Source organism: Stappia stellulata (genome assembly GCF_020176715.1).
Lineage (GTDB): Bacteria > Pseudomonadota > Alphaproteobacteria > Rhizobiales > Stappiaceae > Stappia.
Genome location: NZ_JAIVMF010000006.1, coordinates 112,307 through 127,328, shown reverse-complemented (window position 1 = coordinate 127,328; position 15,022 = coordinate 112,307). Strand labels below are relative to the sequence as shown.

Below are 15,022 nucleotides of genomic sequence, written 5' to 3'. Positions count from 1 at the left end.
CTCTGCGCCGCCGCAATGCCTGTCGTCGCGGCGGCGCGTCTTCCTGATTGCCTGCGCGGACCCTTCCTGTCCGCGCCGTTTCCGGGGTCTGGGGAAATGCTGTCATGACGGTGCCTGAAGAAGCTCCGCCGATCGCGCTGTCCTTGTCGGGGATCACCAAGCGGTTCGGTGCGCTCACCGCCAACGAGGCGGTCGACCTCGATCTTCGCCGCGGCGAGATTGTCGCGCTTCTCGGCGAAAACGGCGCCGGCAAGACCACCTTGATGAACATCCTGTTCGGCCATTACGTCGCCGACGAGGGAGAGGTCCGCGTGGCCGGTCCCGACGGGACCCTCGTGCCGCTGGAACCGGGGTCTCCCCATGCCGCCCTGGAGGCCGGCATCGGCATGGTGCACCAGCATTTCACCCTGGCGGAAAATCTCACCGCTTTCGAAAACATCGTGCTCGGCACGGCCCCGCTGTTGTCCGCACGCCTCGCCTCGCGCGCCGCGCGCGAGAAACTTCAGGAGTTGATGCGCCGCTCGGGGCTGGTCGTCGATCTCGATGCGCGGATTTCGCGTCTCTCCGTGGGCGAAAAACAGCGCGTGGAGATCCTCAAGGCGCTTTATCGCGATGCGCGTGTGCTCGTTCTCGACGAGCCGACCGCTGTATTGACACCGCTGGAATCCGAGACGCTGTTTGAAACACTGAAGGCGCTTGCCGCACAGGGGCTGGCGATTGTCTTCATCTCGCACAAGCTTGCGGAAGTGCTTGCCGCCTCCGACCGCATCGCCGTGCTGCGTCTCGGGCGCAAGGTTGCGGATCTGCCCGCCGCCGACTGCGACCGTCAAAAGCTTGCCGAACTCATGGTCGGACACGAGGTGACGATGAGCCGGCGCGAGCCGCAGGCGGCCGGTGAGGTGCTGCTTGCTCTCTCCGCTGTCACCTGCGGCGAGGGTCGCGACACGGTCAGCGACATCGGCTTTGCGTTGCGCGCCGGCGAAATCCTCGGCATCGCCGGCGTGTCCGGCAACGGGCAGGCGATGCTCGCCAGGCTGCTCTCCGGGCTCGAACGCCAGACGAGCGGCGATATCCGCCTCGCCGGGCGCGAGATCCGCGCCCATGACGCCGCCGACATGATCCGCGCCGGCGTGGCGCGCATTCCCGAGGACCGGCACCGCGACGGCGTTGTCGGCGCGATGAGCGTGGCGGAAAACCTCGTGATCGAGGAAATCCGCTCGTCCCGTTACCAAAGGTTCGGCTTTCTCGACTTCCGGGCGATCGCCGACCGCGCGGTCGAGGCCATCGCCAGCTACGATATCCGCTGTCCGGGCGGCTCCGCCGTCGCGCGTCTGCTGTCGGGCGGCAACATCCAGAAGATCGTGCTGGCGCGCACGCTCGACGCCAGTCCCTCGGTGGTGCTTGCCGCCCAGCCGTCGCGCGGTCTCGATATCGGTGCGACCGGAGACGTGCACCGCCGCTTGCTGGAGGCGCGCGGGCGCGGCGCCGGCGTGATCCTGATTTCCGAAGACCTCGATGAGCTTTTCGCCCTGTCCGACCGGATCGCCGTCATTCATCGCGGCCGGCTGAGCCCGCCGCGCCCGGCCGAGGAGCTCGACCGGGCCGCCGTCGGCCTGATGATGGCCGGTCAGCATACGGAGGACGCGGCAGCATGATCCGCTTCGAACCGCGCGAGCATGTCTCGCCCCTGCGCCGTGTCGCAGCGCCCGTCGTCGCGGCGATCGCGGCGCTTGCTGTCGCCAGCCTGGCGATTGCCGCCGCCGGCGCTCCGGTGCTCGAGGCCTACGGTCTGATGGCCAAGGGCGCTTTCGGCTCGGCTTTTGCCATGTCGGAGCTGCTGGCCCGCGCCACGCCGCTGATCTTCACCGGCCTCGCCGCCGCCGTCGCCTTTCGCGCGAAGCTCTGGAACATCGGCGGTGAAGGCCAGCTCTATGCCGGGGCGCTGGCTGCGGTCGCCGTCGGCACCGGGGCGCTGGCGCTCCCCGGTCCCCTGCTGATCCCGACGGTAATCCTCGCCGGCGCTTTGGCCGGTGGCCTTTTGATGCTGATCCCGGCACTCCTCAAGGTGCGGCTCGGCGCGGACGAGGTGGTGACGACGCTTCTCCTGAACTTTGTCGTGATCCTCTTCGTGCAGATGATGCTGGAAGGACCGATGAAGGATCCGATGGGCATGGGCTGGCCGCAGTCGGAGCCGATGCTCGACGAGGCGATGCTGCCCAAACTGATGGACCGCATGCGGGTCCATGCCGGATTAATCCTCGCGCTCGTGGCCGCCCTCGGCGTTCACATCCTGCTCAAGCGCACCGTCTGGGGCTTCGAGACCCGCGCCGTCGGCGAGAACCCGGAGGCCGCGCGTCACGCCGGCATTCCCGTCACGGCGACCTTCCTGCGCGTCGCGCTCCTGAGCGGCGGTCTCGCCGGTCTTGCCGGCGTCGGCGAGGTCGCGGGCCTGAAAGGCTATCTCACCGCCGACCTGTCGCCGGGCTTTGGCTATGCCGGCATCGTCGTTGCCATGCTCGCCGGTCTGTCGCCGGTCGGTGTGGTCGTGGCCGCGCTCTTTATCGCCGGTGTCTTCGTCGGCGCCGACAGCATGAGCCGGGCAATCGGCGTTTCCAACTATCTGGCGGATCTCGTGGTCGCGACCTCGCTGATCTGCGTCCTCGTGTCCGGCCTGTTCGTGCGCTTCAAGGTGCGCATCGTGCGGCCCGGGACGGGAAGGGGCACGGCATGAGCGACATTCTGGATATCCTGCTGGCCGCGAATTTCTGGGCGGCCGCGCTACGGATCGCGACCCCGCTGATCTTCGGCGTGCTCGGTGCGCTGATCTGCGAGCGCGCCGGCGTGCTCAACCTCGGCATCGAGGGGATTTTCACCGCCGGCGCCATGGCCGGCTGGATGGCGGCCTGGCTCGGCGCCGGCCTGTGGGGCGGCGTGCTGGTTGCGGCCCTTGCCGGCGCGGCCTTCGGCCTGCTGCATGCGATCCTGACCGTGCCGCTCGGCCTGTCGCAGCATGTCTCGGGCATCGGCGTCACGCTGTTTGCAACGAGCCTCAGCTACTACACCTATCGCACGGCGCTTCCCGACGTTTCCTCGCCGCCGCGCATCGAGGCGTTCCAGCCGCTCGATATCCCGATCCTGTCGGATCTTCCGTTCCTCGGGCCGGCGTTGTTCCAGCAGACCGCGCTCACCTTTCTGGCGCTCGCACTCGTGGTCGCGGTCGGCTTCGTGCTCTATCGCACGCCGCTCGGCCTTGCGATCCGTGCCGTTGGCGACAACCCGTCCGCCGTCGAGGCGCAGGGGCTGTCGGTGATGGCGCTCAGGATGGGAACCGTGGTGGCAGGATCGGCGCTGATGGCGCTCGGCGGTGCGTTCCTGACGATGTCGGCCTTCGATGCCTTCTTCTTCGGCATGGTCAACGGCCGCGGCTGGATCTGCATCGCGCTGACGGTCTTCGCGTCCTGGCGACCGGGCAAGGCGCTGATCGGCGCGCTGCTTTTCGGCGCCTTCGATGCCTTTCAGGTGCGGCTGCAGACCGAGGTCGGGGCCTTCGTTCCGGGCCAGATCTTCCTGATGCTGCCGTATATCCTGTCGATTGCCGCGCTCGTCGTCGTGGCGCGCAAGGCGGATTACCCGCGCGCATTGCTCAAGCCCTATTTCAAGGGCCAGCGCTGAGGCGTCCCGTCAGGACACGAGCGTGCGGACCTCTGCAAGGATCGCGTCTGTCATCTCGGCCGCTGCCGCACAGATGCGCTGCGGCTCGGCAAGCGCGCTGAAGTCGAGCGGCGCGTCGCTGATCGCCTTCAGCGTTTCGGCGAGCGGTTTCCCGCTCGCGCGTGTCTCCAGGGCGGCCCGCTTGACCAGATCCTGAGCCCCGGCGCGCCCGACATGCGGGATCAGTGCGAAGGAAAACCGTTCGGCGAGCGCCAGACCGCCGTCGCCGAAGGCGATCTCCGCCATGCGCTCACCTTGCGGCTCGATCGCGTCGACCAGCGCCTGAGCGCGCAGCAGTGCAGCCCCGCATGCGGTGAAAAACGGAGGCACCACCAGCCATTCTCCCATCCAGGCGGCGCCGTCGCGCTCTTCCGCATGGGCGGGAGCCGTGGTGATCTGTGTCGACAATGTTGCCGCATGGCGGGTCAGCGCGATCAGGGTTTCCGCGGCAACCGGGTTCTGCTTCTGCGGCATGGTGGAGGATCCGCCGGCGGCCGACAGGCGCAACTCGCCGATCTCCGAGCGGGTGGACAGCATCACGTCGGCGCCGATCTTTTCCAGAGCGCCAAGAAGACCGGCAAGCGTGCCGGCGATCCGCATCAGCGGCCAGCGCTCCGCCATCCAGGGCGGAGCGGGAGCAAGCCCCAGCTTTTCGGCGAGCGCCTTGGCGACGGCGCTGCCATCCGGCCCCATCGCCGACAGATCGCCCGAGGCGCCGCCAAGCTGGACGGGCAGTCCGGCGTGGCGCAGGGCCTGCAGGTCGCGGTGTGCGCGCGCGAGCGGCAGGGTCCAGTTCGCGACCCTGAGGCCGAAGGTGACGGGTGTCGCCACCTGTCCGCGCGTGCGACCCGCCATCGGGGTCGCGCGATGCTGTGCCGCCAGCGCTGCCAGCGTGTGCGTCAGGCGCGCGAGCCGCGCCTCGAACAGCTGAAGCACGCGCTGAAGCCGCAGCATCAGCCCGGTGTCGACGATGTCCTGCGACGTCGCGCCGAAATGCAAATGGTCGGCGCACTCCTTCGGCAGCTGCTTGCGCAGATGCGCCACAAGGGCTGGAACCGGCACGCCGGCTGCCGCCGTGCCTGCACAAATGTCATCGGGCGCTGGGGCGCTATCGGCAAGGCCCGCCTCGATCTCCCGAGCGGCGGCTTCCGCGATGACGCCGAGCCGGGCCTGAACCGTCGCAAGGGCGACCTCCACCTCGACCATCGCGGCGATCTCGGCCGACGCCTCGAAGTGGCAGGCGGTGTCGGGATCGCCGAACAGGTCGGCGTAGAGCGGAGATTCCAGCGGCGAGATCGCCATGAGTCACCCTCCGGGACGGCTTGAGCCTAGATGTCGAAGAACACCGTTTCCTGCGGTCCCTGCAGGTGGACGTCGAAGCGGTAGTTACCGCCCTCGCCGGGTGTGGCGACGAGCGTGTCGCGGGCTTCGGGGGAAAGCCGGGCGAAGTCCGGATCGCTTGCGATCAGCTCGCGGTCTTCCGGGAAATAGATCCGCGTGTGCAGGTGGATGTTGATGCCGCGCGCGAAGATCAGCAAGGCGATATGCGGGGCATGGCCCTGAGCATGAGCGCCGGGCCGCACTGTCTGGAAGCGAAAGAGGCCGCTGTCGAAATCTGCGACCGCGCGTGCGAAAAACCCGTGCGGCCCGACCCGGCCCGCGCCGTCGGCCTGCCAGATCTCCAGCATGGCATCGCGCACGGGGGCGCCGGCGCCGTCATGGACGATCCCTTCGACCGTGATCGCGGGACCTGTGTCGCTCGCGATCACCGGACCGGGCTGGCCGACGAGGCCGGGGCGGCCGATGGATTGCGGTGCCGTGCCGATATGAACGTAGGGGCCGGCGGTCTGCGACGGGGTTTCGAAGAGTTTCTCGCGCATCACGCACCTTCCGGACGGGTTTCGAAGTGGGTCTGGCGCCGCCCGCGCAGCACGATGTCGAAGCGATAGGCCAGGCAGTCGAAGGGCTCCTGGTTGCGCATGTCGAGGCGCGCGACCAGCCGCTCGATGACGGTGGCGTCGGGGATCGTGTTGACGATCGGGCACAGCGGGATCAGCGGATCGCCTTCGAAATAAAGCTGCGTGACGAGACGTTGCGTGAAGGCCTCGCCGAAGATCGAGAGATGAATATGCGCCGGCCGCCAGTCGGAGCCGTTGTTGGGCCAAGGGTAAGGGCCTGGCTTGATGGTGCGGAACAGATAGCGCCCTTCGGCATCGCTGACGCAGCGCCCGCAGCCGGAGAAATTCGGGTCGAGCGGCGCCAGATAGCCGTCCTTCACATGCGCATAGCGACCGGCGGCATTGGCCTGCCACACCTCGATCAGCGCATTGGGGACGGGGCGGGCGTTTTCGTCGAGCACCCGTCCGAACACATAGATGCGCTCGCCGAGCGCATCGCCGTCGACGGCGGCGTTGCGGATCAGGTCATGGTCGAGCGGACCGAGCGGGGCATGGCCGAGTGCCGGGCCGCTGCGTTCGAGCGAGGTCTGCTCTAGCGAATGCAGCGGGCGAAACGGCGCGCGCAGCACGCTGCTCTTGTAGCCCGGCGCATAGGCCGGCGGATGCGCGCTCCGGTCGCGCCTGTAGAAGTCCGGTCCCGTCATTCTTCCCCCCGGTTCGTCTCGTCCGCCGCGCGGGCGGTGTCTTCCAGTTCGGCGAAGACCGCCTTGGCGATCTTGATGGCGCGGTTCGCTGCCGGAACGCCCGCATAGACCGCGACATGCAGCAGCGCCTCGCAGATGTCGTCGGCGCTTGCGCCGGTGCGGGCCGTCGCCCGGCAATGCATGGCCAGCTCCTCGTCGTGCCCGAGCGCGGCAAGCAGCGCAATGGTGATCATCGAGCGTTCGCGGTGGCTGATCGTGTCGCGCGACCAGACCCCGCCCCAGGCACCACGGGTGATATAGTCCTGAAACGGCGCGTCGAATGCCGTCGTGGCGGCCTGCGCGCGTGCGACATGCGCCTCGCCCAAAACGGCGCGCCGCGTGGCAAGCCCGGTCTCGTCCAGATCGCGTTGGCTCATGTGAGGGCCTCCGAAACGAAACGCGAAATCAGCTCCGCCATCGCGCCCGGAGCCTCGATGCAGGGCAGATGGCCGACATCGGGGATCTCCTCGAAGCGCGCCTGCGGGATGGCATCGGCCATGGCACGCACGACGGCGGGCGTGGTCGCGCTGTCCTGCGCGCCGGCAATGCAGAGCGTCGGCACCGAAATCCGCGCGGCCGCGTCCCGGTAGTCGGCATCGCGAATGGCGAGACCGAGGTCGATGTAGCCGGCCGGCGGCGTATGCGCCAGCATGGTGCGCCAGAGTTGCAGCGCCTCGGGTTTCCCGGCGCGAAAGCGCGGCGAGAACCAGCGTTCCATCGTTGCGTCGGCAATCGCCTCCATCCCGCCCGCGCGGATCGCCTCGGCGCGCGCGTTCCAGATCTCCGCCGTTCCGATCGTCATGCCGGTGTTGGACAGGACCAGCCCGGCAACGCGCTGCGGCGCGCGCTGCGCCAGCGCCTGGGCAATCAGCCCTCCGACCGAGAGACCGACGACAACGGCACGGTCGATCTCCTTGGCGTCGAGAAGTGCGGCCAGATCGTCGGCGTGATCGTCGATTGACATCGCAGTCCCGGAGGGCGAAAGCCCGTGGCCGGCCGTATCGTAGCGCAGGATGCCGAGATCCTTCGGCAGGCGCGCGACAACGGCATCCCAGATCCGCAGGTCGGTGCCCAGGGAATTGGAAAAGGCCAGCGTTGGCGCCTGCCCGACCGCGCGCCGGTGATCGGCATGCAGGATCCGTTCGTTTCTCTTGACTGCGTCCACAGAAAGCCTCGTCTGACTTGCGATTGCGGTTCAGCATGACTGTGATGATTGGTAATGTAAAATGAGATTTTCGCGGATTTGTATAACTGAAAAGGGCAAGGCATGCGGATCGCCTCGGGCATCAAACTCCGCCATCTCGAGGCGTTCCTGGCGATCGCGCGGCTGCGCAGCCTGACGGATGCCGCAGCCGACCTGGGGGTGACGCAACCGGCGATTTCCAAGACCCTGAAGGAACTCGAAAGCCTGCTGGGGGCGGTGCTGATGGAGCGCGGGCGGGCCGGCGTGTCGCTGACCGCGGAGGGCGAGATCTTCCGGCACTACGCCAGCCTGTCGCTCGCCGCGCTACGCGAGGGGCTCGACGGGCTGGAACAGGCGCGCATGGGCAGCGACCGGCTGTTGCGCGTCGGGGCGTTGCCGAGCGTGGCCGCGAGCATTATCCCGCGCGCCGCAGAGATGCATCTGGAGCACGGTCGCGGCGCCACGCTCGACATCGTGACGGGTCCGAACGGCCATATGCTCGACCAGTTGCGCGCCGGCGCCCTGCATGTGGTCATCGGTCGTCTCGGCCAGCCCGAAGCGATGCAGGGGCTGAGCTTCCAGCAGCTCTACACCGAACAGGTCGCATTGGTGGTGCGTCCGGGGCATCCGTTGCTGGGGTCGGGTGATCTCGCCCGGCTGCCGGAGTTTCCGGTGCTCTTTCCCAATCGCACCGCAGCGATCCGCCCGCTCGTCGAGCGGCTGATGGTCGCCAACGGCATCGGCCAGATCCCGCGCCGGATCGAGACGGTGTCGAACGCCTTCGGTCGGGCCTTCACGCTCGGTTGCGACGCGGTCTGGATCATCTCGCAAGGCGTCGTCGCCCGCGACCTCGCCGACGGAACGCTGCATGCGCTGCCCGTCGACACGCGGATCACGCTCGGCCCGGTCGGCATCTCGACGCGGGCCGGAGAAGCGCCGGCCCCGGACCTTGTGCTGTTCACCGCAGTGGTGCGCGATGTCGTGGCGCAGGTGCGCCCGGCGGTGTCGGCGACACGCTAACCGTCGGCCCGGCGGAGGGCTGCTCCGTGCTTACGCCTGCGGGTCCGCAAGGTCCTTTGGCGGGACCTCGCCGGTCCTGCCGCTGCGGCGCTTGGGATCGTCGTCGTCCCGGTAGATCTCCAGCATGGAGATGCGCCGTTTGCTGCGCTCCGGGTCGGCGGCGGTGACGCCGGCAATCAGCGTTTCGGCAATCACCATCAGCGCGGCAGAACTGTCCCAGGGCGAGGGAACCGAGACGCGCGCCGGCAGCACATGGGTGGCGACGCTGGCGATCGGCGACAGCCAGCTGTCGGTGACGAGCACGATGGTCACCCCGAGATTGGCGGCGGCGACCGACAGTCGGGCAAGGTCCGACTGGTAGCGGCGGATGTCGAAGACGATCAGCACGTCCTTGCGGCCCATGTCGACGAGATAGTCGCGCCAGTTGCCCTCCTGGCCGGCGACATGCACGACGCGTCCGCGCAGGATGCGCAGATGCGCCGCCATGTAGCGCGCCAGCGCGTCGGTGAAGCGGCCGCCGAGCAGGTAGAGCGTGCGCTTTTCGTCGCCGAGCAGCGCAACCACGGCCTCGAGTTCGGTGCGCGGAAGCTGGCGGAACGTATCGCTGATATTGGTGCAGGCGATATCCGCGAAATCGAGAACGCCGGGTTCCGCCGCGCTCTCCGCTCCCTTGGCGAGCGGCGACTTGAGCTGGTCCTCCAGCTCGGTCCGCAGCCGGGTCTGCAGGGCGGCATAGGTGGAAAATCCCATGCGCGCGGCAAAGCGCAGGATGGTGGGCGAACTGACGCCGGCGGCCGAGGCGAATTGCGCCACGGTGCCGAGGCCGAGCACCGGGTAATTTGCCAGCAATGCGAGTGCCGCTCGCCGCTCCGTCGCCGTGCAGGACCCGAGTTTTTCGCGAATGTCCTCTGCCAGGGATTTGGTCATTCGGTTCGCGGCGCCTCCCGTTTTGATACCCGATTGACATCCGTCACGCGAGTGTATCAAATCATACAGAAGGATCTCCGCTACGCAATTCTGTAATAAATGGAACAGGGCGCGAGCGTCGGTCCGACCATGAGGTCACCGTGCGGGAGGCACGGAACATTGGGGGTGAGAATGGCGTCGCCAACGACCGGGAAAACGGAGGCGAATTCCGTGATCCAGACGGAAAACGGCAGCGGGCGCGGTCCGTTCGTCATCCTCTGCGATCATGCCTCGCGCCGTGTGCCCGACGACCTCGGCGATCTCGGTCTCGATGAAGCCGCGCTGCGCGCCCATATCGCCTGGGACCCGGGCGCGCTCGGCGTGTCGCGGGAGTTGAGCCAGCGTCTCGACGCGCCGCTGGTCTATCCCGACATGTCGCGGCTGGTGATCGACTGCAACCGCGATACGGCCGCGCATGACCTGATCCCGAGCGTCAGCGAAATCACCGAGATTCCCGGCAACCGCGACCTGAGCGACGCGGAGCGTGCCGCACGCATCGCCCGGGTTCATGCGCCGTTCCATACCGCGATCGCCGCCCTGCTTGACGCCCGTGCCGCCGAGGGGCTGGAGACGGCGGTCGTCTCCATCCACAGTTTCACGCCCGTCTACAAGGGTATTGCCCGGCCCTGGCCGATCGGCATCCTGTCGAACATCGACCGCCGTCTTGCCGAGGGCATGCTCGCCGATCTCGGCCGGCAGGGCGTCGAACCGCTTGGCGACAACGAGCCCTATGCGCCCTCCGACGGGGTCTACTACACGCTCGCCCGCCACGGCGAGGCGCGCCGCCTGCCCTCGGCGATGGTCGAGATCCGCAACGACGAACTTGCGACCGCCTCGGCCGAGACCCTGTGGGCCGAGCGGCTCGAGCGGGCGATGCGCGCGGCGCGCGACCATCTGCACGCCAGGCAGGGGAGCGAACATGCTTAGCGCCATGCGCCTCTATATTCGCGCGGTGGACGCCTTCAACCGGCGGCTCGGCCGGCTGATCATGTTCGGCATCTTCGTGATGATCGGCATCCTGCTGTGGTCCTCGATTTCCAAGACCTTTTTCCTGCCGTCGATGTGGACCCTGGAACTCGCGCAATTCGCGATGGTCGCCTATTACATTCTCGGCGGTCCCTATTCGATCCAGCTCGGCTCCAACGTGCGCATGGACCTGTTCTATGCCTCCTGGTCGCTCAGGAAGCGCGCCTGGGTCGACGCTTTCACGGTGTTCCTGCTGATCTTCTACCTCGGCGTGCTTCTCTACGGCGGCGTCGGCTCGACCGCCTATTCGCTCGGCTATTTCGGCAGCGAGCCCTTCGTCTTCTTCAAGGACCTGATCGTCGCCTTCGTCACCGGCGGGCCGGAGGCGGCCTCGGAGGTGATCGGCTACATCGAGCGCAGCCCGACGGCGTGGCGCCCGTATCTCTGGCCGATCAAGTTCATCATGATTTTCGGGTTTTTCCTGATGCTGCTGCAGGCCGTGTCCGAGCTGTTCAAGGATATCGTGCGCATTCGCGGAGAAGAGATCTGATGTCCTATGAGATGATCGCTCTTCTCATGTTCGCCTCGATGATGCTGATGCTGATGACCGGTCAGCGTGTGTTCGGCGCCATCGGCGGCGTCGCGGCCGTGGCCGCGCTCACCCTTTACGGCACCGGCGGATCGGACATTCCCTTCTCCGCCGCCATGAAGCTGATGAAGTGGTATCCGCTCCTCACGCTGCCGATGTTCATCTTCATGGGCTACGTGCTGTCAGAATCGAAGATCGCCGACGATCTCTACAAGATGTTCCACGTCTGGATGGGGCCGGTCTCGGGCGGTCTGGCGATCGGCACCATCGGACTGATGGTGCTCGTCTCGGCGATGAACGGCCTCTCCGTCGCCGGCATGGCCATCGGCGCGACCATCGCCCTGCCCGAGCTCTTGCGGCGCGGCTACGACAAGCGGATGGTGACCGGCGTGATCCAGGCGGGGTCCTCGCTCGGGATCCTGGTTCCGCCCTCCGTCGTGCTCGTGCTCTATGCGATGATCGCCCGCGCGCCTGTCGGTCAGCTCTGGCTTGCCGGTGTCGTGCCCGGCCTGATGATGGCGACGATGTTCATCGTCTACATCTACGTGCGCTGCCGTCTTAATCCGAAGCTCGGCCCGGCGCTTCCGCCGGAGGATCGCGACGTCTCGACCGCCGAGAAATACCGGCTGCTCGCCGCCGGCATCCTGCCGCTCGTCATTTTCGCCGCGATGATGGTGCCCTTCGTCAACGGCTGGACCTCGCTGGTGGAAAGCTCCGCCATCGGCGCGATGACGGCCTTTGCAGCGGCCATTCTCAAGCGGCGGATGACCTGGACGGTGTTCGAGACCTGCGTGCGCCAGACGCTCGCGATCTCCTGCATGTTTATGTGGATCATTCTCGCGGCACTGGGCTTTGGCGCGGTGTTCGACGGTCTGGGGGCGGTCAAGGCGATCGAGAACCTCTTCACCGAGCAACTCGGCCTGAGCCCCTGGATGATCCTGATCCTGATGCAGCTCTCCTTCCTGCTGATGGGCACCTTCCTCGACGACACGGCGATGCTGGTCATCGTCGCGCCGCTCTATGTGCCGCTGGTGCAGGCGCTGGGCTTCGACCTGGTCTGGTACGGCGTGCTCTACACGATCACCACGCAGATCGCCTATATGACGCCGCCCTTCGGCTACAACCTGTTCCTGATGCGCGCCATGGCGCCGCCGGAAATCACCCTGCGCGACATCTACGGGTCCATCGCGCCCTTCGTCGCGGTGATGGTGCTGGCGCTCGCGCTGATCATGATCTTTCCGCAGATCGCACTCTGGCTTCCGGAGTATATCTATGGACGCTGACATCGCCTTGCGCGCCGCGCCGAGGCGCTGGGAGGCGGGCCGAGGCGCCCGCATCTTCACCCCGCCTCAGCGGGCGTGACAACAAGAAGAAGCGCTTTCAAGCGCGGAACTGCAGTCAAAAAAGGGGACTTGAAGCCATGACAAACAGACGCGATTTTCTCAAGAAGGCCGGCCTTGGAACCGTTGCCGCCGCCGGTGCTTCGACGCTGGCCGCGCCCGCCGTCCTCGGCCAGGCGCCGATCAAGTGGCGCCTGCAGACCTACGCCGGCCCGGCGCTGGCCGAACACGTCATCAAGCCGCATATCGACGCCTTCAACAAGGCGGCGAACGGCCAGATGGAGATCGAGCTCTTCTTCGCCGATCAGCTCGTCCCCACCGGCGAACTGTTCCGCGCCATGCAGCGCGGCACCATCGATGCGGTGCAGTCGGACGACGATTCCATGGCCTCGCCGACGGAAGTGACCGTCTTCGGCGGCTATTTCCCCTTCGCCAGCCGCTATTCGCTGGACGTGCCGGTGTTGTTCAACCAGTACGGTCTGAAGGAGATCTGGGAAGAGGAATACGCCAAGGTCGGCGTCAAGCACATCTCCGCCGGTGCGTGGGATCCCTGCCACTTCGCCACCAAGGATCCGATCCGCTCGCTGGAGGACCTGAAGGGCAAGCGCGTCTTCACCTTCCCGACCGCCGGCCGCTTCCTGGCGCAGTTCGGCGTCGTGCCGGTCACCCTGCCCTGGGAAGACATTGAGGTCGCGGTGCAGACCGGCGAGCTCGACGGCGTTGCCTGGTCCGGCATCACCGAGGATTACACGGTCGGCTGGGCCGATGTGACCGACTACTTCCTGACCAACAACATCTCCGGCGCCTGGGCAGGCTCCTTCTTCGCCAACATGGAGAAGTGGAACGAGCTGCCCGATCACCTCAAGACCATGCTCCAGCTCGCCATGGATGCATCGCACTACTATCGCCAGTGGTGGTACTGGGGCGGCGAGGCGTCCTTGCGCGTCAACGGCACCAAGATGCAGCTGACCTCCATTCCCGACGACGAATGGCAGCAGGTCGAGGACGCCGCCCTGGTGTTCTGGGATGAGATCGCGGCCGAGTCCGAGACCAAGGCGAAGGTCGTGGAGATCTTCAAGAAGTACAACAAGGACATGCAGAAGGCCGGTCGGCCCTACCGCTACACCTGATCGTGCTTGCCGGACCCGCGCCTGCGGGTCCGGTTCAGGATCTGCGGTCCGCACAAGGGCGTGCGGACCGCTACTTTTCCGCTCAAACGAGACCGATGGATCCCATGGCTGGCAATCTCACCTTTGACGCCCTGAAGCGGGCGGTCGCCGACGGCGAAATCGATACCGTGCTGACCTGTATCGTCGACATGCAGGGCCGGCTGATGGGAAAACGCTATCACGCGCAGATGTTCGTCGATCACGCCTATGCAGAGACGCATTGCTGCAACTACCTGCTGGCGACCGACCTGGAGATGTATACCGTCGAGGGCTACCGCGCGACCAGCTGGGCCGGCGGCTACGGCGACTATGTGATGCGCCCCGACCTGTCGACGCTGCGGCTGGTGCCCTGGCTCGAGGGCACTGCGATGGTGTTGTGCGACGTGCTCGACCACCACACCCATGAAGAGGTCCCGCACTCGCCGCGCGCCATGCTGAAGCGCCAGATCGCGCGGCTGGAGAAGATGGGCCTGGTCGCCAAGACGGCGACCGAACTGGAATTCTTCCTGTTCGAGAAGAGTTTTGACGAGATCCGCCGCTCGGGCTTCCGCGATCTGGAGCCGATCTCCGCCTACAATGAGGATTACAACATCCTCCAGACGACCAAGGAGGAGGAGGTCATGCGCCCGCTGCGCAACCACCTCCATGCCGCCGGCATTCCCGTCGAAAACACCAAGGGCGAGGCCGAAACCGGCCAGGAAGAACTGAACATCCGCTATGCGGACGCGCTCGATTGCGCCGACTATCACACCATCGCGAAGCACGCGACCAAGGAGATCGCCTGGCAGCATGGCCGCGCGGTCACCTTCCTGCCGAAGTGGCACCGCGACAAGGTCGGCTCCTCGTCGCATGTGCATCAGTCGCTGTGGACGCCGGACGGCGAGAGCGTGTTCTACGATCCGGACGCCGAGCACGGCATGTCGGACAGGATGCGCCACTACATGGCCGGGCTGATCAAATACGCGCCCGACTACACCTACTTCCTGGCGCCCTATGTCAACAGCTACAAGCGCTTCCAGAAGGGCACCTTCGCGCCGACCAAGACCGCCTGGTCGGTCGACAACCGCACCGCCGGATTCCGGCTTTGCGGTGAAGGCACCAAGGGTGTACGGGTCGAATGCCGCATCGGCGGGTCGGATCTCAACCCCTATCTGGCGCTGGCGGCGCAGCTCGCAGCCGGCATGCGCGGCCTTGAGGAGAAACTGGACCTCGAGGCGCCGATCACCGGCGATATCTATCAGGCCAAGCGGCTGAAGGAGATCCCGGGGACGCTGCGCGATGCGACGAAGACCCTGAAAACGTCGAAGCTCCTGCGCGAGGCCTTCGGCGACGAGGTGGTCGACCACTATGTGCGCGCCGCCGACTGGGAACAGGAAGAGTTCGACCGGGTGGTGACGGATTACGAGATCGCCCGCGGCTTCGAGCGCTGCTGAGCCG

General features: G+C 66.6%; 15 protein-coding genes. 9 read left to right on the top strand and 6 right to left on the bottom strand.

What is annotated here, in order from left to right; all coding sequences use genetic code 11:
* Nucleotides 1–104: 104 nt before the first annotated feature.
* The 3 genes from LC092_RS09815 to LC092_RS09805 are packed head-to-tail and all read left to right on the top strand — an operon-like array spanning nt 105 to nt 3,672.
* Nucleotides 105–1,655, top strand: coding sequence for an ABC transporter ATP-binding protein (locus tag LC092_RS09815; protein WP_224806340.1), 1,551 nt, complete (start codon nt 105–107; stop codon nt 1,653–1,655).
* Nucleotides 1,652–2,731, top strand: a complete 1,080-nt coding sequence (locus LC092_RS09810) for an ABC transporter permease (RefSeq protein ID WP_224806339.1) — start codon at nt 1,652–1,654, stop codon at nt 2,729–2,731. The genes LC092_RS09815 and LC092_RS09810 overlap by 4 nt, the downstream gene beginning before the upstream one ends.
* A complete protein-coding gene (locus LC092_RS09805; RefSeq protein ID WP_224806338.1) occupies nt 2,728–3,672 on the top strand; it encodes an ABC transporter permease in 945 nt (314 codons plus the stop codon). Before LC092_RS09810 ends, LC092_RS09805 begins: the two co-directional genes overlap by 4 nt.
* Before the next feature lie 9 nt (nt 3,673–3,681).
* Here LC092_RS09805 and LC092_RS09800 read toward each other — a convergent pair whose 3' ends face one another.
* Genes LC092_RS09800 through pcaD form a run of 5 tightly spaced genes read right to left on the bottom strand, consistent with a single transcriptional unit; the run spans nt 3,682 to nt 7,517 of the window.
* Nucleotides 3,682–5,013: a lyase family protein gene (locus tag LC092_RS09800; protein WP_224806337.1), complete on the bottom strand. Its 1,332-nt coding sequence runs from the start codon at nt 5,011–5,013 to the stop codon at nt 3,682–3,684.
* A gap of 26 nt (nt 5,014–5,039) precedes the next feature.
* Nucleotides 5,040–5,591, bottom strand: a complete 552-nt coding sequence (gene pcaG, locus LC092_RS09795) for a protocatechuate 3,4-dioxygenase subunit alpha (RefSeq protein WP_263627077.1) — start codon at nt 5,589–5,591, stop codon at nt 5,040–5,042.
* Nucleotides 5,591–6,313, bottom strand: coding sequence for a protocatechuate 3,4-dioxygenase subunit beta (gene pcaH, locus LC092_RS09790; RefSeq protein WP_224806335.1), 723 nt, complete (start codon nt 6,311–6,313; stop codon nt 5,591–5,593). Before pcaH ends, pcaG begins: the two co-directional genes overlap by 1 nt.
* Nucleotides 6,310–6,729 (bottom strand): 4-carboxymuconolactone decarboxylase, encoded by a 420-nt coding sequence (pcaC, locus tag LC092_RS09785; protein ID WP_224806334.1) that lies wholly within the window; start codon nt 6,727–6,729, stop codon nt 6,310–6,312. Before pcaC ends, pcaH begins: the two co-directional genes overlap by 4 nt.
* A complete protein-coding gene (gene pcaD, locus LC092_RS09780; RefSeq protein ID WP_224806333.1) occupies nt 6,726–7,517 on the bottom strand; it encodes a 3-oxoadipate enol-lactonase in 792 nt (263 codons plus the stop codon). Before pcaD ends, pcaC begins: the two co-directional genes overlap by 4 nt.
* A gap of 102 nt (nt 7,518–7,619) precedes the next feature.
* On the opposite strand from pcaD, the gene pcaQ reads away from it, so the two are divergent.
* Nucleotides 7,620–8,555 (top strand): pca operon transcription factor PcaQ, encoded by a 936-nt coding sequence (gene pcaQ / locus LC092_RS09775; protein ID WP_224806332.1) that lies wholly within the window; start codon nt 7,620–7,622, stop codon nt 8,553–8,555.
* A 30-nt stretch (nt 8,556–8,585) separates the two neighbouring features.
* On the opposite strand, the gene LC092_RS09770 is transcribed toward pcaQ, so the two are convergent.
* Nucleotides 8,586–9,482 (bottom strand): MurR/RpiR family transcriptional regulator, encoded by an 897-nt coding sequence (locus tag LC092_RS09770; RefSeq protein WP_224806331.1) that lies wholly within the window; start codon nt 9,480–9,482, stop codon nt 8,586–8,588.
* A gap of 171 nt (nt 9,483–9,653) precedes the next feature.
* On the opposite strand from LC092_RS09770, the gene LC092_RS09765 reads away from it, so the two are divergent.
* The 5 genes from LC092_RS09765 (at nt 9,654) to LC092_RS09745 (ending at nt 15,018) form a co-directional block, all read left to right on the top strand.
* Nucleotides 9,654–10,448 carry an N-formylglutamate amidohydrolase gene (locus tag LC092_RS09765; RefSeq protein ID WP_224806330.1) on the top strand — a complete coding sequence of 265 codons (795 nt, stop codon included), beginning with the start codon at nt 9,654–9,656 and terminating at the stop codon, nt 10,446–10,448.
* Complete coding sequence (locus tag LC092_RS09760) at nt 10,441–11,037, top strand: TRAP transporter small permease subunit (protein ID WP_224806329.1); 597 nt, start codon at nt 10,441–10,443, stop codon at nt 11,035–11,037. Before LC092_RS09765 ends, LC092_RS09760 begins: the two co-directional genes overlap by 8 nt.
* Nucleotides 11,037–12,359, top strand: a complete 1,323-nt coding sequence (locus LC092_RS09755; protein WP_224806328.1) for a TRAP transporter large permease — start codon at nt 11,037–11,039, stop codon at nt 12,357–12,359. The genes LC092_RS09760 and LC092_RS09755 overlap by 1 nt, the downstream gene beginning before the upstream one ends.
* A gap of 137 nt (nt 12,360–12,496) precedes the next feature.
* The gene (locus LC092_RS09750; protein WP_224806327.1) at nt 12,497–13,546 is read left to right on the top strand and encodes a TRAP transporter substrate-binding protein; all 1,050 of its coding nucleotides are present in this window, start codon (nt 12,497–12,499) and stop codon (nt 13,544–13,546) included.
* Between the two features lie 104 nt (nt 13,547–13,650).
* Nucleotides 13,651–15,018, top strand: coding sequence for a glutamine synthetase family protein (locus LC092_RS09745; protein ID WP_224806326.1), 1,368 nt, complete (start codon nt 13,651–13,653; stop codon nt 15,016–15,018).
* Nucleotides 15,019–15,022 lie beyond the last annotated feature (4 nt).

Bases quoted from the DNA above. Each gene is read 5' to 3' on its own strand.
- pcaG (WP_263627077.1), bottom strand. From the start codon at position 5,591: ATGCGCGAGAAACTCTTCGAAACCCCGTCGCAGACCGCCGGCCCCTAC.
- pcaH (WP_224806335.1), bottom strand. From the start codon at position 6,313: ATGACGGGACCGGACTTCTACAGGCGCGACCGGAGCGCGCATCCGCCG.
- LC092_RS09745 (WP_224806326.1), top strand. From the start codon at position 13,651: ATGGCTGGCAATCTCACCTTTGACGCCCTGAAGCGGGCGGTCGCCGAC.
- LC092_RS09800 (WP_224806337.1), bottom strand. From the start codon at position 5,013: ATGGCGATCTCGCCGCTGGAATCTCCGCTCTACGCCGACCTGTTCGGC.
- LC092_RS09810 (WP_224806339.1), top strand. From the start codon at position 1,652: ATGATCCGCTTCGAACCGCGCGAGCATGTCTCGCCCCTGCGCCGTGTC.
- LC092_RS09750 (WP_224806327.1), top strand. From the start codon at position 12,497: ATGACAAACAGACGCGATTTTCTCAAGAAGGCCGGCCTTGGAACCGTT.
- LC092_RS09760 (WP_224806329.1), top strand. From the start codon at position 10,441: ATGCTTAGCGCCATGCGCCTCTATATTCGCGCGGTGGACGCCTTCAAC.
- pcaQ (WP_224806332.1), top strand. From the start codon at position 7,620: ATGCGGATCGCCTCGGGCATCAAACTCCGCCATCTCGAGGCGTTCCTG.
- LC092_RS09770 (WP_224806331.1), bottom strand. From the start codon at position 9,482: ATGACCAAATCCCTGGCAGAGGACATTCGCGAAAAACTCGGGTCCTGC.
- pcaC (WP_224806334.1), bottom strand. From the start codon at position 6,729: ATGAGCCAACGCGATCTGGACGAGACCGGGCTTGCCACGCGGCGCGCC.
- LC092_RS09755 (WP_224806328.1), top strand. From the start codon at position 11,037: ATGTCCTATGAGATGATCGCTCTTCTCATGTTCGCCTCGATGATGCTG.
- LC092_RS09805 (WP_224806338.1), top strand. From the start codon at position 2,728: ATGAGCGACATTCTGGATATCCTGCTGGCCGCGAATTTCTGGGCGGCC.
- LC092_RS09765 (WP_224806330.1), top strand. From the start codon at position 9,654: ATGGCGTCGCCAACGACCGGGAAAACGGAGGCGAATTCCGTGATCCAG.
- LC092_RS09815 (WP_224806340.1), top strand. From the start codon at position 105: ATGACGGTGCCTGAAGAAGCTCCGCCGATCGCGCTGTCCTTGTCGGGG.